This is a genomic window from Helicobacter pylori, from assembly GCF_011175115.1.
GTDB lineage: Bacteria > Campylobacterota > Campylobacteria > Campylobacterales > Helicobacteraceae > Helicobacter > Helicobacter pylori_DF.
The window spans coordinates 483,524-505,505 of the sequence record NZ_SHOW01000001.1; the positions used below are offsets into that span (position 1 = coordinate 483,524).

A 21,982-nucleotide genomic window follows, 5' to 3' on the forward strand; every position below is an offset into this window, starting at 1 on the left:
TAGGTTTTCGTATCGTTTTATAATTATATCGTGTTTGTGTTTAATGCCAACGACACTTAAAAACTAAAATTCCTTTGGTGGGGGTTTTGAAATCATTTTAAACGACTCAAAACAAACCCGTTTTTAAAACTGCGCACATATAAAATATTATGGCGGTTAGAGCAAAAGATTTGTGGGGCTGTTACAAACCCTGAAAGCAATTCCCTAGCGTCAATGACTTTAGGGTTTTCAAGCGATCTTTTACAAGGCTTTAAGGAAAACGAAAAAGCGTCAATAGAATCAGCTCGAACTTCATAATTTTCAAAAGCTTTGTTTTTGATACGCATAAGATAGATTTTATGGGCAAAAATGCTCGTGTTTCTAGTGTCTGCAAAGGTGCTCACACCTGAATACAAGGAAGTTACTAACCCTCCAACAAACCCCAAATAATAGTTCGCTACCGCTTGCATGCCCACCTTAAAAGTAGCCGATAAAATGGCTCTAGTGATAATATAGGGCAACTGCTTCCTAAATTCGCTAGCGACCACCGCATCTATTGAGGCTAAAGTGTCAAAGGGCGTTACTTTTTCTCCATCTTTAAGAGTGAAATTTTGATAAAACGCTTCCCCTTTTTCTAGCTTGGGCAAGGCTATACTCACGTTATAAACCGAATCGATCATAAAAATAGGCACATCAATTTTAAATTCGCTTTTTTGCGGCTCTTTACCATCTTCAATGATGATCCAAGTGAAATGACTCCTGTTAGGGTTTTTGAAAAAAACCAAGTCTTGGGCTACAAAAGGGCTTTGACTGATCCCATAGGCTTCATTAAGATAGCCTAACCCCTTATTCTTATCCCCATTTAAAGCGTAAAACAACCCTGAAAGATACGAAACCGCCGGGTTAAGCAAGCCTTGATAAGCTTCGTATTTGTCTAAATTAGAATAGGTGTTGTTTAAAATCTCGCTCACTTCTACCCTAGAGCGTTCCATATTGATATTGTGCTTTTTGCTAGAATCGATCTCTTTAATGGCTTTTTGCACTTCCTCATAATAAAATTCTTTAGCCCTGCGCTGGCGTTCGTTCGCGCGGTTGAATTGCACCCTAGCTTTCGCACTATCGTTTAAAAGCATGTAGTCTATCGCTTTGTAATAATTGATTAAAACGCCCTCATAAATATTCCCCCCATAAGCGCGCACGTTATCATTAATCATGGTAGCGCCCACATAACCAGCCCCTCTTGTGAAAGCGCTTTGGGTTTTATCAAAGCGTTGCTCGGCTTGATCTAACACCCCTAAAGAAGTCTCGTAATCTCTGGCGTATAAAGCACTCAAGCCGTTTTGCAAGTCCCATAAAAGAGCGTTCTTTTTTTTCTTAGTGAATTGTTTAGAATATTCATAAGCTTGTTTAGGGCTTTCTTCATAATAGAGCGTGTTAAAATGTTCTAAGTCCATACGATAGCCTATGCAACCTGTTAATGATATTCCTAAAATTACCGACATCAACAGAACGAATATTTTCAATCTAACCCTTTTAATTGACATTTTTTTGCTTGACTATTTGAGCGTATCATAACATTTTTAATGAAAACATAAGCTTTTTATGGCTAAAATGAGCCTTAAGCTCTTATTTAGACCTATGCAATAGGACTTTAGGGTAACGCTTCAGGGTAGGAATACAGCAGAGTCCCCTAATTTCTTGTGTGCCTTAGCCATCTGAATAGGAGTGCTTCAAATTGGTATTAACTTTTTAAAACTAGCTCTTCAAAAGTTTCTCACGCCACTCTGTAGGGTAGTCTTTTTGTAACGCTTTCACTTTATTGACATGGCTAGAATCCGAATTAAAGATTTTCAAATAACGCCCCAAGCTTTCCAAACTCACATCAATCATGTTAGAACTCCCGTTACCCAGATTTTTGACTAAAACCTGCCTGGCATACAAAGGGGTGTTTTCTAAAAAAGAAATTTCAGTTTCGCTCAAAGGCACATTGAAGTGGTGTTTCAACTCCCTAGCGTTTTTTTGCGGATACAAAATAAGAGTCCCCATGTTGCTTAAAAAACTATGGGCGTTTTTGACCCCACTTAATTGGTAAATATCTTGCAAAGCCAACACCACCACGCCATTAGCTTTTCTGGCTTGCGTGATTAAAGCGTTGATTTTAGTGTTCAATAAATCGTTTTCCACATAGGATTTAAACTCGTCTAAAAAAACCAAAAAACCGCTGTCGTTTTTCCTGGATTCTTCTAAGATTTTATAAAACAAGTAATAGGCTAAAAGCCCTAAGTCTTTGGGGTTTTGGGTGATGGTGTCTAAGTTGATTACATTTAAAAAAGCGTTGGAGTTGAATGCGTCATTCAAAGCGTTAAAAAGGGGGTTATTCAAATACGGCTCCAAGCTCAAGCTTAGTTGGTTAGATGAGGTTCTTTTAAGCGTTTCTTTAAAATCCAGCAAACTAAAATCTTTAGGGTATAAGGTCTCATAAAGGCTCTTAATCGCGCTAGAAACCGCATTCATGTCTTCTAAGGCTTCTTTATCCCTTGAGGGGGCGAGATCCAACATGCTCAAAAAGAAGGATTGCAAAAATTCTAAATTCTGCAAATTAGGCTCTAAACAAAAGGGGTTGATGCTAAAAGATTGGCCGTCATGGTAATGCCCTTTAAAAAATTTGGTGAAAGAATACAGCCCTTGCATCCTGTCAAAAGCTAGAAGGCGCATGTTTTGGTATTTCAAAGCGCTCATCATTAAAAAGCTAATCAGCGTGCTTTTACCGCTTCCGGTTGCCCCTATAACTAAAGTATGCCCATTCACTCTGGCGATTTCTTTAGCGTTGTTGTGGCTCACTTCTTGGTTGTGGAAATTGAATAAAAAAGGGGAATAATCCAAATTTTTAAACACGCTCAAAGGGCTATTCCCCCATGAATTAGCCTTAAAGCCTAAATTTTGCCTTTCAAACACCATCAAACACGCTAGGGCTTTAGAGGTTAAAAAACGCAAGCGGTGGTTTAAATGGATGCGTTCAGGGAAAAAGGAAAAATACCCCCCTTTCAAGCCAAAAGTTTCTATAACGCCCACTAAATTTTCTTTAAATAAAAGCCCTAAAACTAAGCTGGTTTGAGCGTCTAAATCCTCTAATCTAGGGGCTTTGATAAGAATGTTTAGGGCGAATTTTTGCATGGATAGGCGTTTGGTTTTGACTAATTCTTGGTATTCTAGCAGCTCGTTTTTAACGAGATTAGACATGCTAAACTTGGCTCTCTCTTTTAAAAAACTCAGCGTTTTATTGACGCTCATAGGCTCTATAGAAAAGATGATATCTAAAGGCGTTTCTTGGTATAAAAGCACTCCCACCGCTATAGAAGTGATGCGCTCGCTCTCATAAGCTTTAATGCCAATCAAGCGGTTATAGGTTTTTTGATTGAAGCTTTCTTGAATGAAATAATCTTTTTCAAAAGTGATAGAGCTAGCGATATAGCTATCGCTCAAATACCCTCCTACTAGGGGTTTTAAGGGAAGATCAAACCCGTTAATGTATTCTGCGTAAAAATTCAAAACCTCTTTAGAGTTTAAGAGTTTGGGGGCATAATTTTTGAGCTGGATTTCTAAGCTTTTAAAAGTTTCTTGTAAAAAATGCGCTTTATAAGAGAGAATATCCTTAAAATTTTCCCTATTAGCATGCATGAGAGATTTTTTCTTATGCTCTAAAACGCCCTGTAAAGAGTGCGCGCTTTCTAAAACTAAAAAATACTGATTTTCATACACTTCTTTGTTTTCAAACTGGTTCAAAATCGCTTGCAAGTATTTAGAATCAGATTGAATGCTTTGTTTATAATCAATTTTACGCCTTTTAACCACCAGGCGCGCCACGACTTTTTCTAAAGAATCCAACGCCATTTGGCGCTCGGTGAAAAGATCTTGCAATTGCTCTGTGCTTAAATGGGTGTAACTCACCCCCTCTAAACGGAGGATGCCCACTAAGTTTTCGTTTTTAGTGAGTAAAAAGTGCTCATCATACAAGCCTAAAATGTTGTTTTCTTCGCTCATAGAATAGCTTTTAGGTAAAACCCCTAAAAAATAGTTTGAAACTTTTTGTTTGACGGCGCTCAAAAGCTTTTCTAACATCCTACGCTCTATAATATTTGGTTTTAGTCTTTATTTTGCTTTTAGCCACGATAATATCTGCAATGTCTTCATCAAAAAATTCCAGCACGCTAAAGAGCGCTAAAAACCCTAAATACAATAAAAAAGCGCTCAATAAATCAATCCAAGGGAGCAAGATAAAAGGCGCAAAAACAGAAATCAAATAAGATTTAGCGTTCAGCCATAAAAATTTTTCTTTAACCGAAATTTCACGCAAATTCTTCACGCTCGCTGAGAGGATAATCATTAAAAAATTCCCATAAACCAATTCGCCAAACTCGGGGCCTTAAAGAATAAAAAAATCCCAAACACCACGCCAAGGATCGTGAATAAAATCTCTTTCCACCGGTCCAAATTCCTCCACACATAAATGGCGATCCCTATGAAAATCACCATTAAAATCCCCTTAGCGATGGGGCTTTTGAGCTGGGCTTCTAGGGCGTTAAAAAACCCTTCTAAACCTTCAGCGAACAAACTTGAAACGCACATGCCTACTAAAAAAATGATTTTTAAAAAATGAGCGGACATCAAAACCCTTTTGTTTAATTTTAATTAACTTTATAACGCTTTATTATCTCAAAAAAACCATAAAAATCCTCTAAAAGGGGGTCAAAAAGGGGTGGTTTTTATCTTTAAAAGGGTAAAAAAGCAAAGCTAAAGAGGTAAAAGCCTTACTATTCTACGATCTGATAGACATAAGAAAGATTGGTGTGTTCTTTGGTTTGTAGGGTGTCTTCTTCTAAGAGGCTTTGAATCTTTTCAAAACTATATTGTAAATGGTTGTAAGCAACAATCACCACCTCATCGCCTTTTTGTAAAAAATGCTCTTGCGCAAAAGGCATATAAGGGGTAGCCCCGATCGCAAAAATCATTTTAGTAGGGAAATTATGGTGCTCTAAAAAAGGTCTTAGAGTCTCTAAAGAATCGCCATCTTGTTGGTGGTTCAATCTGTCTTTGATCCAGTCTAAGAGTTTTTGATAAAAAAATTCGTATTTGATCAATTTGCTGTTTTCCCCATAAATGTGCCAAACATTATTGTATTTCAAAAAAGACGCGATAGAAAAATTATTGCACACCCCCCCATAAACAAACCTGTCAATAGGCAATTTCTGCCCTATACCTTTAGAAGCTGGTGAAAAATTCTTTTTTTGGGAGAGCTTTGCGGCTTCTAAATTACGCACAGAAGCGTCATTAAACGCCATGAAAAAATTAGGTACAAGCTTGGTTACCAAATGTTTTTCATCGTATTTAACATCGCATTCTAAAGCGATTTCTGGCTCTGCTTGCACCCTTAAATGTGGATCATTAGGCAAAATAATCTTATGGTTATCAATGCAACAACGCCCCAAATAGCAATTCTCATACGGGATATAAAAAGGGAATAGCCCCTTAGGGGCGTCCTTTTCTTCGCTTTTCATGTTAATAAAACTATGACTCTCTCCTGCTTGCTCCAAATGCCCTGCAAAATTCCCCACCACACCAAAACCTAAAAACTCTTGCATACAGATCTCCTAAAAAACAGCTTAACGCTAGCTAGAGCTTTTTCTATTATAGCATAAAAAGAAAACCCCTAAAACCCTCAAAAAAACTCCCTTTTAAGCGAATAAATACTCTCTAGCGCTCTCTTTATCCAAAGGGTAAAGCTCGCGCTTTTCGTTCCCTATTTGAATGAGATAAGCTTGATTTTTTAAAGTCTTAGCATAGCCTAAAGCGATACGGCCGGCCAATTCTTTATCTTCTTTGCTGGCGTTTTTATCCACTAAACTCAAAGGGCCTTTACAGCCTAGCAATTCAATCTTATCCATTAAGGGGTGTTGAATATCCAATTTATGGTTTTCTTCTTCATTCCTTGCCACCACCAAACGAGCGTTATGGGGTAGGACAAAATAACGCCCGTTTTTGACAATCACGCCATCTTCAAACACCATTTCTCTGTATTCTTTCAAATTCTTAATCTTATTACTCACTTGAATGTCCGTAAGCAAGCACCCCCCACCTGGCTTTTCATAATATTTCAAGCCGTAATCTTTGATCATTTGCAATTGCCTAACGCGCCCCCTACCGCTCACATCTAAAAGCTTTTCTCTATCAACAAAACCCTTTTTTTCCATAAAAGTAGGCTCTAAGAGTTTAGCGCTCATGGGCCTTAAGAGCAATTCATCTAAAAATTGCGGTTTTTCACCGCTTGCTTGCGTTCGGTCTAAAACGGGATCAAAACGCGCCTCTTCGCCCACTTCTCTGACTAATTTCCTCACCTGATTGAGCGCTTCTTTCCTTTGGGATTTAGGGCGTTGCCCTAGCACTTCCCCGCTCAAAACAAAATCCGCGTTCAATTCAAGCATTTTATAAAAAGCGTTCCTAAACATGTTGGCATGGCAATCAATGCAAGGGTTGAAATACTTCCCATAGCCGTATTTGGGCTTGAATAACACATCGTTAAAAAACTGCTCTCTAATATCGCACACCAAGAGCTTAGCCCCGATTTGCGCGGTGGCGTTTTCAAAATACTCTCTTTTATCTTTATTCCCTCCAAACCCTATATTAAAGTGCAAAGCGGTTACTTCAATGCCTTGATCAATGAGTAATTTCATAGACAACAAACTATCCAACCCCCCACTGAATAAGGCTAAAGCTTTAATCTTTTTCATATGGCGACTAATTCTCCTTGTTTTAATTTCATAATGGCTTGGCGAGCCTTTTTTAAACAGATCATTTTTTCGCTAAACGGGAGCGAGCTTTTAGGGATTTCCTTGAGTTGGCGCTCAAAATAGCGCAAAATCAACAAACGCAATTCCTTTTCAAACCCCCCTTTTTTTAGGGGTAAATTCGCATCTAATAATAACGCAACTAATTTAGGGTCGTCCAATTTTTCTTGACACAAAGCGTCAAATTCTTGTTTTTTATGCAAGAATACCCCACTATGGATATAACCCACCGCCAAATCCAACAAGCTTCTGTCTTCTAAAAGATAGCGGATCACTAATTTTTCTAAAAATTCCAAACTGAGCGTGCTAGGAGCATTAACCAACTTTTGAGCATGATTAGGCTTTTCTGTTTTGGGGTAAAAAGGCTGAAAAGAGACTCGCTCTCTAATCCCTAAAACATGCAAAGGCGCTTGCAAAAGAGAAGCGATTAAGGGCTTGTATTCGCTTTGCAAAAGCAAGGAAAAGTTTTTTAAAAACCCTAACATTTCTTTAAGAGCCTTATCTTTTTCTAAAGGATCGTCTAAAAGATAGGAATCTGCCATGCACCTTAAAACAAATTCAATAAAAGCCATGGGGCGCGATAACAAGTCTTTTAAGGTTTCAATCTGGCCATTAGCGATCATATCCGCAGGATCGAGATTGTTTTCAAACAAAATCACCCCCCCTTTCCTTTGCTCTTTAGCCAACATCAAGCTCGCTTTATAAGCCGCATTCCGCCCTGCCTTATCCCCATCATAGCTTAAGAGGATTTCTGGATCGCCTTTTTTAAGCAAGGGCAAATGCGATGGCGTTAAAGCTGTCCCAAGCGTGGCTATGGCGTTTTTAAAACCCGCCTGGTGCAATAAAATCACATCCAAATACCCCTCTGTTACAATGACTTGCTTTTGTTTATAGATGTGTTCTTTAGCCAAATGATAGCCATAGAGCAAACTGGATTTATCAAAAAGCTTACTTTGGGGCGAATTGATATACTTGGCCGCTTTTTCTTTTAAGGTGCGCCCTCCAAAACCCACCACTTGAGCGCTAGGGCTATAAATAGGGAACATGATGCGATCCAAAAAGCGCAAATAGGTTTTATCCTTTTTATCGCTCTTGCCTAACACGCCTAATTCAATGAGCTTGTCTTTATTCAAGCCTTTATTTTCAATGCCGTAATCAATTCTATTCGTGCATAAGCCTAATTTAAACGCTTTGATGCTCTCTAGGCTAAGCCCTCTTTTTTGCAAATAATTCAAAAAAAACGGGGCGTTAAAAAGCTCTTCTTGATACAACGAACTCACCATTTCTAAAAGGTGGTAGTCTTCTTTATGATCGTAATAAGCGCCTTTGTCATGCTCTAAAACTACATTGAATCGGTGGGCTAATTTCTCAAGCGCTTCCACAAACGAAAGTTTTTCAAACTCCATCACAAATTTAATGCTATCCCCGCTCGCCCCACACCCAAAGCAATGGTAAAACCCTTTAATTTGATTGACGCTAAAACTCGCGCTCCTTTCTTCATGAAAAGGGCAACAAGCCATGTAACTAGAACCTGATTTCCTCAAATCCACATAAGAGCTAATGACTTCTACAATATCTATCGTTTGCAAAAGGCGATCAATGGAACTTTTAAGAATCATTTTTCATGCTTTCTTTAAATGGGCTTTTTTGGTTTGACTTTCTCAAAAGGGATTATACTCAATAAATAAAATCTTAAAAAAGGTTTGTTGATAACGCCCCTTTTTCTAATCCTTATATTTTTAAACTAATGAAACTTGATATAAATAGACTTAATAATCCTTATAATTATAATCTTAGATTTGGTTTTATGGCTTGACTTATCCCTAAAAATGCGCTATAGTTGTGTCGCTTAAGAATACTAAGCGCTAAATTTCTATTTTATTTATCAAAACTTAGGAGAACTGAAATGAAGTTTCAACCATTAGGAGAAAGGGTCTTAGTAGAAAGACTTGAAGAAGAGAACAAAACCAGTTCAGGCATCATCATCCCTGATAACGCTAAAGAAAAGCCTTTAATGGGCGTAATCAAAGCCGTTAGCCATAAAATCAGTGAAGGTTGCAAATGCGTTAAAGAGGGCGATGTGATCGCTTTTGGCAAATACAAAGGTGCAGAAATCGTTTTAGACGGCACCGAATACATGGTGCTAGAATTAGAAGACATTCTGGGCATTGTGGGCACAGGATCTTGCTGTCATACAGGCAATCATGACCATAAACATGCTAAAGAGCATGAAGCTTGCTGTCATGATCACAAAAAACACTAACAAACATCATTATTAAGGATACACAATGGCAAAAGAAATTAAATTTTCAGATAGCGCGAGAAACCTTCTATTTGAAGGCGTGAGACAACTCCATGACGCTGTTAAAGTTACCATGGGGCCAAGAGGCAGGAACGTGTTGATTCAAAAAAGCTATGGCGCTCCAAGCATTACTAAAGATGGTGTGAGCGTGGCTAAAGAGATTGAATTAAGTTGCCCGGTGGCTAACATGGGCGCTCAACTCGTTAAAGAAGTGGCGAGCAAAACCGCTGATGCTGCCGGCGATGGCACGACCACCGCAACCGTGCTGGCTTATAGCATTTTTAAAGAAGGTTTGAGGAATATCACGGCTGGGGCTAACCCTATTGAAGTGAAAAGAGGCATGGATAAAGCCGCTGAAGCGATCATTAATGAGCTTAAAAAAGCGAGCAAAAAAGTGGGCGGTAAAGAAGAAATCACCCAAGTAGCGACCATTTCTGCAAACTCCGATCACAATATCGGGAAACTCATCGCTGACGCTATGGAAAAAGTGGGTAAAGACGGCGTGATCACCGTTGAAGAAGCTAAGGGCATTGAAGATGAATTAGATGTTGTAGAGGGCATGCAGTTTGATAGAGGCTACCTCTCCCCTTATTTTGTAACAAATGCTGAGAAAATGACCGCTCAATTGGATAATGCTTACATCCTTTTAACGGATAAAAAAATCTCTAGCATGAAAGACATTCTCCCGCTACTAGAAAAAACCATGAAAGAGGGCAAACCGCTTTTAATCATCGCTGAAGACATTGAGGGCGAAGCTTTAACGACTCTAGTGGTGAATAAATTAAGAGGCGTGTTGAATATCGCAGCGGTTAAGGCTCCAGGCTTTGGGGACAGAAGAAAAGAAATGCTCAAAGACATCGCTGTTTTAACTGGCGGTCAAGTCATTAGCGAAGAATTAGGCTTGAGTCTAGAAAACGCTGAAGTGGAATTTTTAGGCAAAGCCGGAAGGATTGTGATTGACAAAGACAACACCACGATCGTAGATGGCAAAGGCAATAGCCATGATGTTAAAGACAGAGTCGTGCAAATCAAAACCCAAATTGCAAGCACGACAAGCGATTATGACAAAGAAAAATTGCAAGAAAGATTGGCCAAACTCTCTGGCGGTGTGGCTGTGATTAAAGTGGGCGCTGCGAGTGAAGTGGAAATGAAAGAGAAAAAAGATCGGGTTGATGATGCGTTGAGTGCGACTAAAGCGGCTGTTGAAGAAGGCATTGTTATTGGCGGCGGTGCGGCCCTCATTCGCGCGGCTCAAAAAGTGCATTTGAATTTACACGATGATGAAAAAGTGGGCTATGAAATCATCATGCGCGCCATTAAAGCCCCATTAGCTCAAATCGCTATCAATGCCGGTTATGATGGCGGTGTGGTCGTGAATGAAGTGCAAAAACACGAAGGGCATTTTGGTTTTAACGCTAGCAATGGCAAGTATGTGGATATGTTTAAAGAAGGCATTATTGACCCCTTAAAAGTAGAAAGGATCGCTTTGCAAAATGCGGTTTCGGTTTCAAGCCTGCTTTTAACCACAGAAGCCACCGTGCATGAAATCAAAGAAGAAAAAGCAACCCCAGCAATGCCTGATATGGGTGGCATGGGCGGTATGGGAGGCATGGGCGGCATGATGTAAGCCCCCTTGCTTTTCTTGGTAAAAACCCTCTTTTTGGGGGCTTTTATTTGACAAAACCGCCCATTCTAAAAATAAAACGCACAACAAAAAGACAAAACCTAATTTTAACCCCCCTTTCAACAAAACACCAAAAAACTTTTTTTTTGAAACAACAAAACGCCAAATTAGTGCAAAAGTCTTATCAATTCATGCTATAATTAACGAAATCTTATGGTAAGATCTCATTCTTTTATAACCATTTTAATTTCAAGGAGAATATTTATGAAAAAAACCCTTTTACTCTCTCTCTCTCTCTCGCTGCTTCGCTTCTAAACGCTGAAGACAACGGCTTTTTTATCAGCGCGGGCTATCAAATCGGTGAAGCCGCTCAAATGGTGAAAAACACCGGCGAATTGAAAAAGCTCTCAGACACTTATGAGAATTTGAGCAACCTTTTAAGCAATTTCAACAACCTCAATCAGGCGGTAACGAACGCGAGCAGCCCTTCAGAAATCAATGCTGCGATCGATAATTTAAAAGCAAACACGCAAGGGTTGACCGGCGAAAAAGACAATTCCCCAGCCTATCAAGCCGTCTCTTTAGCGCTCAATGCAGCGGTGGGGCTGTGGAATGTGATAGGCTATGCGATAATGTGCGGGAATGGGAATGGCACAGATGGTGGGCCTGGTAGCGTGATCTTTAATAAACAACCAGGAAGCGGAACAACGAGCATCACTTGCAACCGGTATGAAGCGACTGGTCCTGGTAAATCCATGTCTATCCAAGAATTTGAAAAACTCAATAAAGCCTATCAAGCTATCCAACAGGCTTTAGAGAGTGGGAATGGGTTTCCTGTCTTGGATGGGAAAGGCACAAAAGTGACCGTAACCTACACCTACGAATGCAAACAAACTGCTGGTATTAATGGTGGTGTGAATCAATTCTGTCAAAAAAATGGTAGCAATAATGGTGTAACTAGCAATGGTAGTAACAACAAAGAAACGCAAACCTTTACCTTCACCAATACCGCTCAAAACCTTTTAGAACAAGCCAGCACGATCATGAATGTCCTTAACACCCAATGCCCCTTGGTGCGATCCACGCATGATGAAAACGCTCCGGGTAATGGTAGCCCATGGAAAATCAGTACAAGCGGGAATGCGTGCCAAATCTTTAGCGCTGAATTTAGCGCCGTTACTAGCATGATCAAAAACGCCCAAGAAATCGTCGCGCAAGCTCAAAGCCTTAACGCTAGCCAGCAAAGCAATCAAAACGCGCCACAAGATTTCAATCCTTACACCTCTTCTGATAGGGCTTTCGCTCAAAACATGCTCAATCATGCGCAAGCGCAAGCCAAGATGCTTGAACTAGCCGTTCAAATCAAAAAAGACCTTAACACTATCCCAAGCCAATTTATCACAAATTACTTGGCAGCTTGCAAAAATGGGGGTGGGACATTACCTAATGAAGGGGTTACTAACAACACTTGGGGAGCCGGTTGCGCGTATGTGAAAGAGACCATAACGGCTTTAAATAACAGCCTTGCGCATTTTGGCACTCAAGCCGAGCAAATCAAGCAATCTGAGTTGCTTGCGCGCACGATACTTGATTTTAGAGGCAGCCTTAGCACTTTAAACAGCACTTATAACAGCATCACCACGACCGCTTCAAACACGCCTGATTCCCCATTCCTTAAAAATTTGATAAGCCAATCCACTAACCCTAATAACCCCGGGGGCTTACAGGCCGTTTATCAAGTCAACCAGAGCGCTTATTCGCAACTATTAAGCGCCACGCAAGAATTAGGGCATAACCCTTTCAGACGCGTTGGCTTAATCAGCTCTCAAACCAACAATGGCGCGATGAATGGGATCGGTGTGCAAATAGGGTATAAACAATTTTTTGGTGAAAAGAAACGATGGGGGGCTAGGTATTACGGCTTTTTTGACTATAACCACGCTTATATCAAATCCAGCTTTTTCAACTCCGCCTCTGATGTGTTCACTTATGGGGTAGGGACAGATGTCCTTTATAACTTTATCAATGATAAAGCCACCAAAAACAGCAAGATTTCTTTTGGGGTGTTTGGGGGTATCGCCTTAGCCGGCACTTCGTGGCTGAATTCCCAGTATGTGAATTTAGCGACCTTCAATAATTTCTATAGCGCTAAAATGAATGTGGCGAATTTCCAATTCTTATTCAATTTAGGCTTGAGAATGAATCTCGCTAAAAACAAAAAGAAAGCGAGCGATCATGCGGCTCAGCATGGCGTGGAATTAGGCGTGAAGATCCCCACGATCAACACCAATTACTATTCTTTGCTAGGCACTCAACTCCAATACCGAAGATTGTATAGCGTGTATTTGAATTACGTGTTCGCTTACTAATATCTGGCTTTTTGTGAAACTCCCTTTTTTAAGGGATTTCTTTTTTAAAGCCTTTGTTTAAACTTTCTTTTTTTGAATTTCTTGTTTTTGAACCCTCTTTTTTTGAACCCTCTTTTTTTTGAATCCTTTGTTTTAGGAGGGCTTCTTTTTTTAAGGGGTTTTTTTTTGAACCCCCTTTTTCTTTGAACCCCCTTTGTTTTTTAAACTCCCTTTTTTAACTCTTTTTTTTGGGGGGGTTTGATGAAAAATCCTTTTTAGCGTTTTTGATGATTAGTTAGTGGGAAACTTGGCGTTAGTTAAGCGATAGTTTTTTAAAAAAACGCTTCTTTTTGGGGGTTTAGTGGGGTTAAAAGGGGGAGAATGGTTTCAAAAATACCCCCTACTTCCTTAAGGAAATGCGTTTTTAAATACTTTAAACAAACTTAATGAAATGATTTTTACAACAAAATGAGATCTAAACAATAAAACAAAACCCATTTTTTAACAATGAAATTTTTTAAACAAAAAAAGCATTAAATCCTAATAAGATTTGTTAGATCTTGATAAAGCTTTTTTAAAACCCCAAAAACAATACTAACCAATAACAAAAACGCATGGCACCTGTTGGATCCTTATAGCATTAAAGTGCAACCAAGTTTTTATTTAAGCAAAAGCTGTTATGCCGTTTTAAGAGCGTGTCATTTCTATGAAAACCGCAATATTTTTCAATTATTCTTGACAAGCGTTAAAAAAAATTGTATCATTATCTTTTTGTGAGACCCGTTAGCTCAGCTGGTAGAGCAATTCCCTTTTAAGGAATGGGCCGTTGGTTCAAATCCAACACGGGTCACCATTTGAGCGTAGTGGCTCCTTCATCTAGTGGTTAGGATACCACCCTTTCACGGTGGTTACAGGGGTTCAAATCCCCTAGGAGTCACCACTCTTTTAATACAGATTTAGTTGGATTTTATTTCAATATTGTGGTCGCTTAGCTCAGTTGGTAGAGCGCTACCCTTACAAGGTAGATGTCATAAGTTCGAGTCTTATAGCGACCACCATTTTTGACTTAGCTTCAAGCATGCGTTTTTAAGGCTATGGGGTTTTGATAGGGAGCGGTAGTTCAGCTGGTTAGAATATCTGCCTGTCACGCAGGGGGTCGCGGGTTCGAGTCCCGTCCGCTCCGCCACCAAACGCTTTTAAATCATTTTCTACGCTTTTTAATACAATAGTTAATCGTTAAAAATGACCCTTTCATCTAGTGGCCAAGGATACCACCCTTTCACGGTGGAAACGGAAGTTCAAATCTTTCAAGGGTCGCCACAAAGATTTCAAACTACACCCACAAATTATCTAAAAGCCTGGTTTTACCCACACGAGCCGCCACTAAAATGAGCGTGTTAGTTGGCTCTATGGTTTTTAAAGGCTCTAGCTTGTGGTTGCAAAATTCCAAATAATCCACTTCCAAGGTTTCTAAAATTTCAAGCCCTAGTTTTTTAAGCTTTTCGCACGCTTTTTCGCCCTTATCTATGGCTTGCTGGATACTTTCTAGAGCTTTTGGAATGGCTAGGGCTTGTTTTCTTTCTCTTGCATTCAAATACACATTCCTAGAGCTTAAAGCCAAATGATCGCTATCTCGCGCAATCTCGCATGGCGCTATTTCAATGTCTAAAAGCAAATCTTGGACTAAATGCTGGATGATTAAAAGCTGTTGGGCGTCCTTTTTACCAAAATACGCTCTAGTGGGATTGATAAGATGGAACAATTTTAACACGACCTGAACAACCCCATCAAAATGCCCCTTACGCACCGCTCCCTCTAAAGAGCTAGATAAAAATGTAGGGGCGTAGAGTTTTAGGCGTTGCTCTATTTCATAAGGATACATTTCGCTCATTTTAGGCGTAAACACCGCACTAACGCCTAATTTTTCACACAAAGCCAAATCCTTTTCTAAAGGGCGCGGGTAAGCGCTAAAATCCTCATTAGCCCCAAATTGCGTGGGGTTGACAAAAACGCTTACAATCGTGTGGGGATTTTCTTTCAAACTCCTTTCTATCAAGCTTTGATGCCCTTTGTGTAAAGCCCCCATAGTCGGCACAAACCCCACGCTTTCTTTCAAACTTTTACGATATTCTCTTAAAGCAGCAATCGTTTCTAACACCCGCATTTAACAATCCTTTAAAAGCTCTAAAACCACTTCTCTAGGCTCTTTAGCCTGATAAATGGGGCGGCCCACCACGATAAAATCGCTTAAATTTTGTTTAGCTTCTTTAGCGTTCGCCACCCTTTCTTGATCTTCTTTATCGTTTTTATTCAGCCTTATGCCAGGGGTTAAAGTCAAAAAGTCCTTACCTAAAGCCTCTTTAATCGCTAAACTTTCAAACACCGAACACACCACCCCATCAATCCCGCTTCCTTTACCCATAGCGCTCAATTTTATCGCTTGAGTTTTTAAAGGGGCGTTATACACCATCAAAAATTCCTCTTCGCTAAAGCTCGTTAAAGCGCTCACGCCCATGATCAAGGGGCGTTTTTTAAGAGCGTTTAGGCGTTGCATTAAAATGGTTAGCGCGCTTTTAGCGCTGCTCAAATGCACGGTGAGCATGTCAATTTCTAATTTCGCGCATTCTAGCGCGGCATTTGCCATAGTATAAGGAATATCATAAAGCTTCAAATCCAAAAAGATCTTAAAATTCCCATCAATCTTTCTGATTTCATCTAAAAAAGTCGCCCCGTCTCTTATAAAAGATCTAAGCCCCACCTTAGCCCATAAATCTAAACCTTTTAATTCTTGCAATAAAGAAAGGTTGTCCCCTTTTTTTTCTAAATCCAATGCGACACATAATTGCATGAAAGCCCTTTAAAGTGTAAAATAACGCCATTATAACAAAAAGAAATGCAAGATTTTTAGCTATGATAAGCGTTTTAAAAACAAACGAATTTTAATCAAAATAAGATTTTAAGGGTTAAAGAGTGAAAGCGTTTTTAGGGGTGTTAGAGTTTCAAGAGAGTGAATATGAAGAGCTTAAAGAGCTTTATGAGGGCTTAAAAACCAAGCAAAAGCCCCACACTTTGTTCATTTCTTGCGTGGATTCACGAGTCGTGCCTAATCTGATCACTGGCACCAAGCCGGGCGAATTGTATGTGATCCGCAACATGGGCAATGTGATCCCTCCTAAAACAAGCTATAAAGAATCCCTTTCTACTATGGCGAGCATTGAATACGCTATTGCGCATGTGGGCATTCAAAACTTAATCATTTGCGGGCATAGCGATTGTGGGGCTTGCGGGAGCGTTCATTTAATCCATGATGAAACCACCAAAGCTAAAACCCCTTACATTGCAGACTGGATACAATTCTTAGAGCCTGTTAAAGAAGAGTTAAAAAATCACCCGCAATTCAGCAACCATTTCGCCAAGCGTTCATGGCTTACAGAGCGTTTGAATGTGCGCTTGCAACTCAACAACCTCTTAAGCTATGATTTCATTCAAGAAAGAGTGATGGATAACGAATTGAAAATTTTTGGTTGGCACTATATCATAGAAACAGGCAGGATTTATAATTATAATTTTGAAAGCCATTTTTTTGAGCCGATTGAAGAAACCATTAAACAAAGGAAAAGTCATGAAAACTTCTAACACAAAAACCCCTAAACCCATTTTAATCGCTGGGCCATGCGTCATTGAGAGCTTAGAAAATTTAAGAAGTATCGCTATTAAATTGCAACCCCTAGCCAATAACGAGCGGTTAGATTTTTATTTTAAAGCGAGTTTTGATAAGGCGAACCGCACGAGTTTGGAGAGTTACAGAGGGCCTGGTTTGGAAAAAGGCTTAGAAATGTTACAAACTATCAAAGATGAATTTGGTTATAAAATTTTAACCGATGTGCATGAGAGCTATCAGGCAAGCGTGGCAGCCAAAGTAGCGGATATTTTACAAATCCCGGCGTTTTTGTGCCGCCAAACGGATCTGATTGTAGCAGTGAGCCAAACTAACGCTATTGTCAATATCAAAAAAGGGCAATTCATGAACCCAAAAGACATGCAATATTCTGTCTTAAAAGCCCTTAAAACAAGGGATAAAAGCATTCAAAGCCCCACTTATGAAACGGCGTTAAAAAATAGCGTGTGGTTGTGTGAAAGGGGGAGTAGCTTTGGGTATGGGAATTTAGTGGTGGATATGCGTTCTTTAAAAATCATGCGAGAATTTGCTCCTGTGATTTTTGACGCCACTCATAGCGTGCAAATGCCAGGGGGAGCGAACGGGAAAAGTTCAGGGGACAGCTCTTTTGCCCCTATTTTAGCCAGAGCGGCGGCGGCGGTGGGGATTGATGGGTTATTCGCTGAAACGCATATTGATCCTAAAAACGCCTTAAGCGACGGAGCGAACATGCTAAAACCTGACGAGCTAGAATATTTAGTAATCGACATGTTAAAAATCCAAAATTTATTTTAAAGGAATTTCATGCGAATCATAGAAGGGAAATTGCAATTACAAGGGAACGAAAGAGTCGCTATTTTAACATCGCGCTTCAATCATATCATCACAGACAGATTACAAGAAGGGGCGATGGATTGCTTTAAAAGGCATGGGGGCGATGAGGATCTTTTAGACGTCGTGCTGGTGCCTGGGGCTTATGAATTGCCTTTCATTTTAGAGAGATTGTTAGGGAGTGGAAAATACGATGGCGTGTGCGTTTTAGGAGCGATCATTAGAGGGGGGACTCCGCATTTTGACTACGTGAGCGCGGAAGCGACTAAGGGCATTGCCAACGCGATGCTAAAATACAGCATGCCGGTAAGCTTTGGCGTGCTTACCACAGACAATATTGAACAAGCGATTGAAAGAGCGGGCAGTAAAGCCGGCAATAAGGGCTTTGAAGCGATGAGCACCCTCATTGAATTGTTGAGCTTGTGCCAAACTCTCAAGGGCTAAAATGGCGACACGAACTCAAGCCAGGGGGGCTGTGGTTGAATTGTTGTATGCGTTTGAGAGCGGTAATGAAGAAATTAAAAAAATCGCTTCCAGCATGTTAGAAGAAAAAAAGATTAAAAACAACCAGTTGGCTTTCGCTTTAAGCCTTTTTAATGGCGTGTTAGAAAGAATCAATGAAATTGACGCCCTCATTGAACCGCATTTGAAAGACTGGGACTTCAAGCGATTAGGGAGCATGGAAAAGGCGATTTTGCGCTTAGGGGCGTATGAAATTGGCTTCACGCCCACACAAAACCCTATCATCATCAATGAATGCATAGAGCTTGGCAAACTCTACGCTGAGCCTAACACCCCTAAATTTTTAAACGCTATCTTGGATTCTTTGAGCAAAAAGCTCGCTCAAAAACCCTTGAATTGAGGGCGTTTTATGCCTAAATTAAAAAATGATGCTGTAATCACTAATCACTAATCACTAATCACTAATCACTAATCACTAATCACTAATCACTCATCACTAATCACTCATCACTAATCACTCATCACTAATCACTCATCACTAATCACTTCACTAAAGAGAGGGTTGGTGGGATTTGAGTGAGCGGTAGAAATAAATTAAAGGAAGAATATGGCATACAAATAGCGACTTGGAATTTTTAAAGCGATTAAGCTCTAATGATTTGAAAGATTTGTTTGATGTGCTTGTCTATGACAAAGATGGTAAAAAAAGATTTACTGAAGGATTAACGCTTTCAGAAGAATACAAAAGACATGGCCATGATTACGCTAAATATGCAGAAAGAATCGCTGAAGAATTGCAGCGTTATGGGGCCAATAGCTTTGCGAGCGCGTTGAGAGATACAGGGGTTTTATACAGAGAAATTTTGTGTGAAGTGTGCAATAAATTAAAAGTCAATTACAACAAAAAGTCTGACACAACTTTGATTGAAGAAAACATGCTCTCTAGCATTTTACAAAAAAGTTTGGAAAAAATGAGCGATGAGGAGATTAGAGAGCTTTGCGATGAATTAGGAGTAAAAAACACTAATAAATTAGGCAAGCAAGCCCTAAGCACAGCTGCTTTAACGCTGTTTAAAATGGGAGGCTTTAAATCTTATCAATTAGCTGTCATTGTTGCAAATGCCGTGATAAAGGCGATTTTTCAAAGAGGGTTGTCTCTAGGGGCAAATGCCGCTCTTACAAGAGGGCTAAGCATTTTAACGGGTCCTGTTGGCTGGATCATTACAGGCGTATGGACAGCGATTGATATTGCAGGGCCAGCTTATAGGGTAACCATACCGGCATGCATTTTAGTTACCACTTTACGCCTAAAAGCACAAGCAAACGAAATTAAAAATCTTCTTTAACCCTTTTTAAACCTTTTTTAAAAATATAATATAAACCTAGATGCTATAAAATGTCTGGGTTTTATTTTTAGCGTTTAAAAGAATTGACGCTTTAAATCAATCTATAGAGTTAAGAGCGTTGGGCTTTTGAGCTTAAGCCTTTTTAGAATATTAAGTATAGTTTTAGACAAATGATATTAAAATCAGTAACCACTTTAGAAAAACAGCGATGGAGTGCGAAAAGTCGTTTGTTTTTAATAAGTGATAAAACAATATAAAGGAATAATATGGCATACAAATATGATAGAGACTTGGAATTTTTAAAGCAACTGGAATCTAGTGATTTATTGGATTTGTTCGAGGTGCTTGTTTTTGGTAAAGACGGCGAAAAAAGACACAATGAAAAACTGACAAGCTCCATAGAATACAAAAGGCATGGCGATGATTACGCTAAATACGCAGAAAGAATCGCTGAAGAGTTGCAATACTATGGGAGCAATAGTTTTGCGAGTTTCATTAAAGGTGAAGGAGTCTTATACAAAGAGATTTTATGCGATGTGTGCGATAAATTGAAGGTCAATTACAACAAGAAAACTGAAACGACTTTAATTGAACAAAACATGCTTTCTAAAATCTTAGAAAGAAGTTTGGAAGAAATGGATGATGAAGAAGTGAAAGAAATGTGCGATGAATTGTCCATAAAAAACACGGACAATTTAAACAGACAAGCCTTAAGTGCGGCGACTTTAACGCTGTTTAAAATGGGAGGCTTTAAATCTTATCAATTAGCTGTCATTGTTGCGAATGCGGTCGCAAAAACCATTCTAGGGCGTGGTTTATCGCTTGCGGGCAATCAGGTGCTTACAAGAACTCTGAGCTTTTTGACAGGCCCTGTTGGCTGGATCATTACAGGCGTATGGACAGCGATTGATATTGCAGGGCCGGCTTATAGGGTAACCATACCGGCATGCATTGTGGTTGCCACTTTACGCCTAAAAACACAGCAAGCCAGTGAAGATAAGAAGTCGTTGCAAATAGAATCCATTTAAGCTTTTTTTTAGGGAAAAAGGTATAGAATGGAGACCTAGATGCGAAAACGCATCTAGTTTTTATTTTAATTTAAGGGAGACACAATGAGTAACAGTTGCAGCAATCAAAACCACAATCAAAAAGGTGATGCTAAAAATCAAAACAACGAAAGTTGTCAAAAAAATAGCCAAAACCAAGCTAATCAATGCAACGCTAACCACGAGCATAAAAACGATAAAAAGTAAGGGTTAGAGAGTTAAAAGGAGGGGGTTTCTTGTGCCAAAAATCAAAATAGCGTTTCATTAAGTTAGCCCTACCCAAAGAAATCAATAGTTTCCTACTTTCAAGTCAGATTTATCTTATTTAAAATGATAAAGCGTATCAAAACATTTTAATTATTATCATTCTTTGGTTGTAAAATCAATAAAGCCCATTAGCATTTGTAACGCAATATTCATGTGCAGTTAGCGGGTGTGTTTAAGCCTTTTAGGGCGTTAGACATGATTTTAAAAAATGATGCTGTAATCACTAATCACTAAAAAAGGGGTTTGGTGGGATTTGAGCGAGCGGTAGAAGTAAATTAAAGGGATTGCATGGCATACAGATACGATAGCGATTTGGCATTTTTAAAGCGATTAAGCTCTAATGATTTGAAAGATTTGTTTGATGTGCTTGTTTATGATGAATATGGCACACTAAGAATGAATGAATAATTGACAAATTCAACAGAATATAAAAGGTGTGGTAGCGATTACGCCAAATACCCCAGAAGAATCGCTGAAGAACTGCAGTGTTATGGGGGCAATACTTTTATTAATTTTTTAGAGATGAAGGGGTCTTATACAAAGAGATTTTGTGCGATGCGTGCGATCATTTAAAGGTTAATTACCATGAAGAATCTCCAACCTCTTTGATTGAGAAAAACATGCTTTCTAAACTTTTGAAAGATAGTTTAGAAAAAATGAGTGGGAGAGAGATTAAAGAACTCGGCCATGAATTGGGCATGACAAATATTGATAAAATGATCGCTGAAAACAAACAAGTCCTAATCGCATCTGTTTTAACGCTGTTTCAAACGGGCGGCTTTTATTCTTATGCGTTGACTATAGCTGTTGCAGATGCAATGGTAAGATAAACTCTAGGGCATGGTTTATCGTCTGTGGTGGGTAAAGTAGCGCTTAAAAAAACTCTAGGCATTTTAGCTGGCCCTATTGGTTGGGTCATTACGGGTGCGTTAGTGAGCATCAATCTTGCTGAGCCGGCTTATAGGGTAACCGTGCCTGCATGCGTTTTGGTTGCTACCTTACGCAAAAAATTGAAAGCGGAACAAGAAGCGAACAAGCAAGATTAAAAGCGGAACAAGAAAGATTAGAACAAGCAAAACGATTAGCAAAACAGAAAGCGCAACAAGAAGCGAATGAAACTGAGAAAATGTGGTATCTGGCTATCATCTCTATCATTCTTATCGGTCTAGCTGTTTTAGCTGTTTTTTACATGAAAAGGAAACACCAATCAAGCAACAACCCAAAAAGCGGTGTTGAAAACCTTAAAAATCCTAGCCACAAGAATTAAAGAATAACGA

Annotated in this window: 19 protein-coding genes, 5 tRNA genes, 1 other RNA gene and 1 pseudogene; 17 read left to right on the forward strand and 9 right to left on the reverse strand. The window is 39.4% G+C overall.

All coding sequences use genetic code 11. The features are described from left to right. Positions 1-92 precede the first annotated feature (92 nt). Positions 93-1,433, reverse strand: coding sequence for a COG3014 family protein (locus EXS92_RS02270; protein ID WP_165515422.1), 1,341 nt, complete (start codon positions 1,431-1,433; stop codon positions 93-95). A gap of 173 nt (positions 1,434-1,606) precedes the next feature. Here EXS92_RS02270 and ffs point away from each other — a divergent pair. Beyond that, an RNA gene (gene ffs / locus EXS92_RS02275) (signal recognition particle sRNA small type) lies at positions 1,607-1,704 on the forward strand. 30 nt (positions 1,705-1,734) lie between these two features. On the opposite strand, the gene EXS92_RS02280 is transcribed toward ffs, so the two are convergent. The 6 genes from EXS92_RS02280 to dnaG form a co-directional block, all read right to left on the reverse strand. Continuing rightward, positions 1,735-4,098, reverse strand: a complete 2,364-nt coding sequence (locus EXS92_RS02280) for a VirB4 family type IV secretion/conjugal transfer ATPase (protein ID WP_165515423.1) — start codon at positions 4,096-4,098, stop codon at positions 1,735-1,737. Between the two features lies 1 nt (position 4,099). After that, positions 4,100-4,363 carry a hypothetical protein gene (locus EXS92_RS02285; protein WP_000584958.1) on the reverse strand — a complete coding sequence of 88 codons (264 nt, stop codon included), beginning with the start codon at positions 4,361-4,363 and terminating at the stop codon, positions 4,100-4,102. Beyond that, complete coding sequence (locus EXS92_RS02290) at positions 4,363-4,644, reverse strand: TrbC/VirB2 family protein (protein WP_001272686.1); 282 nt, start codon at positions 4,642-4,644, stop codon at positions 4,363-4,365. Before EXS92_RS02290 ends, EXS92_RS02285 begins: the two co-directional genes overlap by 1 nt. Positions 4,645-4,790: 146 nt before the next feature. After that, positions 4,791-5,618, reverse strand: a complete 828-nt coding sequence (locus EXS92_RS02295) for a DUF5718 family protein (RefSeq protein ID WP_165515424.1) — start codon at positions 5,616-5,618, stop codon at positions 4,791-4,793. Between the two features lie 93 nt (positions 5,619-5,711). Further along, positions 5,712-6,764, reverse strand: a complete 1,053-nt coding sequence (locus EXS92_RS02300) for an MnmA/TRMU family protein (protein ID WP_165515425.1) — start codon at positions 6,762-6,764, stop codon at positions 5,712-5,714. Next, entirely contained in the window at positions 6,761-8,440 is a 1,680-nt protein-coding gene (dnaG, locus tag EXS92_RS02305; protein ID WP_165515426.1) for a DNA primase, read from the reverse strand. Before dnaG ends, EXS92_RS02300 begins: the two co-directional genes overlap by 4 nt. A 287-nt stretch (positions 8,441-8,727) precedes the next feature. On the opposite strand from dnaG, the gene groES reads away from it, so the two are divergent. The 8 genes from groES to EXS92_RS02345 all read left to right on the forward strand — a co-directional run bounded on the left by groES (position 8,728) and on the right by EXS92_RS02345 (position 14,415). Continuing rightward, a complete protein-coding gene (groES, locus tag EXS92_RS02310; RefSeq protein WP_001940784.1) occupies positions 8,728-9,084 on the forward strand; it encodes a co-chaperone GroES in 357 nt (118 codons plus the stop codon). A gap of 25 nt (positions 9,085-9,109) precedes the next feature. Then, a complete protein-coding gene (gene groL, locus EXS92_RS02315; protein ID WP_165515427.1) occupies positions 9,110-10,750 on the forward strand; it encodes a chaperonin GroEL in 1,641 nt (546 codons plus the stop codon). A gap of 218 nt (positions 10,751-10,968) precedes the next feature. Beyond that, positions 10,969-13,116 (forward strand): Hop family adhesin SabA/HopD, encoded by a 2,148-nt coding sequence (sabA, locus tag EXS92_RS02320; protein ID WP_425251218.1) that lies wholly within the window; start codon positions 10,969-10,971, stop codon positions 13,114-13,116. A gap of 756 nt (positions 13,117-13,872) precedes the next feature. Next, positions 13,873-13,948 (forward strand) — tRNA-Lys (locus tag EXS92_RS02325). Between the two features lie 12 nt (positions 13,949-13,960). Beyond that, positions 13,961-14,035: transfer RNA gene (locus EXS92_RS02330), tRNA-Glu, on the forward strand. Positions 14,036-14,077: 42 nt separating this feature from the next. Continuing rightward, positions 14,078-14,153: transfer RNA gene (locus EXS92_RS02335), tRNA-Val, on the forward strand. A 51-nt stretch (positions 14,154-14,204) separates the two neighbouring features. After that, a tRNA-Asp gene (locus tag EXS92_RS02340) sits at positions 14,205-14,281 on the forward strand. Positions 14,282-14,339: 58 nt separating this feature from the next. Beyond that, a tRNA-Glu gene (locus EXS92_RS02345) sits at positions 14,340-14,415 on the forward strand. 13 nt (positions 14,416-14,428) lie between these two features. On the opposite strand, the gene panC is transcribed toward EXS92_RS02345, so the two are convergent. Further along, positions 14,429-15,259, reverse strand: a complete 831-nt coding sequence (gene panC, locus EXS92_RS02350) for a pantoate--beta-alanine ligase (RefSeq protein WP_165515428.1) — start codon at positions 15,257-15,259, stop codon at positions 14,429-14,431. Continuing rightward, positions 15,260-15,943, reverse strand: coding sequence for an orotidine-5'-phosphate decarboxylase (gene pyrF, locus EXS92_RS02355; protein WP_165515429.1), 684 nt, complete (start codon positions 15,941-15,943; stop codon positions 15,260-15,262). A gap of 122 nt (positions 15,944-16,065) precedes the next feature. On the opposite strand from pyrF, the gene EXS92_RS02360 reads away from it, so the two are divergent. From EXS92_RS02360 to EXS92_RS07840, 8 genes and pseudogenes are all read left to right on the forward strand, one after another. Further along, complete coding sequence (locus EXS92_RS02360; RefSeq protein ID WP_165515430.1) at positions 16,066-16,731, forward strand: carbonic anhydrase; 666 nt, start codon at positions 16,066-16,068, stop codon at positions 16,729-16,731. Beyond that, positions 16,718-17,548: a 3-deoxy-8-phosphooctulonate synthase gene (kdsA, locus tag EXS92_RS02365; protein ID WP_165515431.1), complete on the forward strand. Its 831-nt coding sequence runs from the start codon at positions 16,718-16,720 to the stop codon at positions 17,546-17,548. Before EXS92_RS02360 ends, kdsA begins: the two co-directional genes overlap by 14 nt. A gap of 9 nt (positions 17,549-17,557) precedes the next feature. Continuing rightward, positions 17,558-18,028: a 6,7-dimethyl-8-ribityllumazine synthase gene (ribH, locus tag EXS92_RS02370; RefSeq protein WP_165515432.1), complete on the forward strand. Its 471-nt coding sequence runs from the start codon at positions 17,558-17,560 to the stop codon at positions 18,026-18,028. A 1-nt stretch (position 18,029) separates the two neighbouring features. Continuing rightward, positions 18,030-18,446, forward strand: a complete 417-nt coding sequence (gene nusB / locus EXS92_RS02375) for a transcription antitermination factor NusB (RefSeq protein WP_000235749.1) — start codon at positions 18,030-18,032, stop codon at positions 18,444-18,446. 226 nt (positions 18,447-18,672) lie between these two features. After that, positions 18,673-19,392: a YaaW family protein gene (locus tag EXS92_RS02380; protein ID WP_207618829.1), complete on the forward strand. Its 720-nt coding sequence runs from the start codon at positions 18,673-18,675 to the stop codon at positions 19,390-19,392. 266 nt (positions 19,393-19,658) lie between these two features. Beyond that, positions 19,659-20,420 carry a YaaW family protein gene (locus EXS92_RS02385; protein WP_000323696.1) on the forward strand — a complete coding sequence of 254 codons (762 nt, stop codon included), beginning with the start codon at positions 19,659-19,661 and terminating at the stop codon, positions 20,418-20,420. Positions 20,421-20,504: 84 nt separating this feature from the next. Continuing rightward, a complete protein-coding gene (locus EXS92_RS02390; RefSeq protein WP_000071328.1) occupies positions 20,505-20,645 on the forward strand; it encodes a hypothetical protein in 141 nt (46 codons plus the stop codon). 348 nt (positions 20,646-20,993) lie between these two features. Next, positions 20,994-21,972: pseudogene (locus tag EXS92_RS07840) on the forward strand (DUF3944 domain-containing protein). The last annotated feature ends 10 nt before the right edge of the window (positions 21,973-21,982 follow it).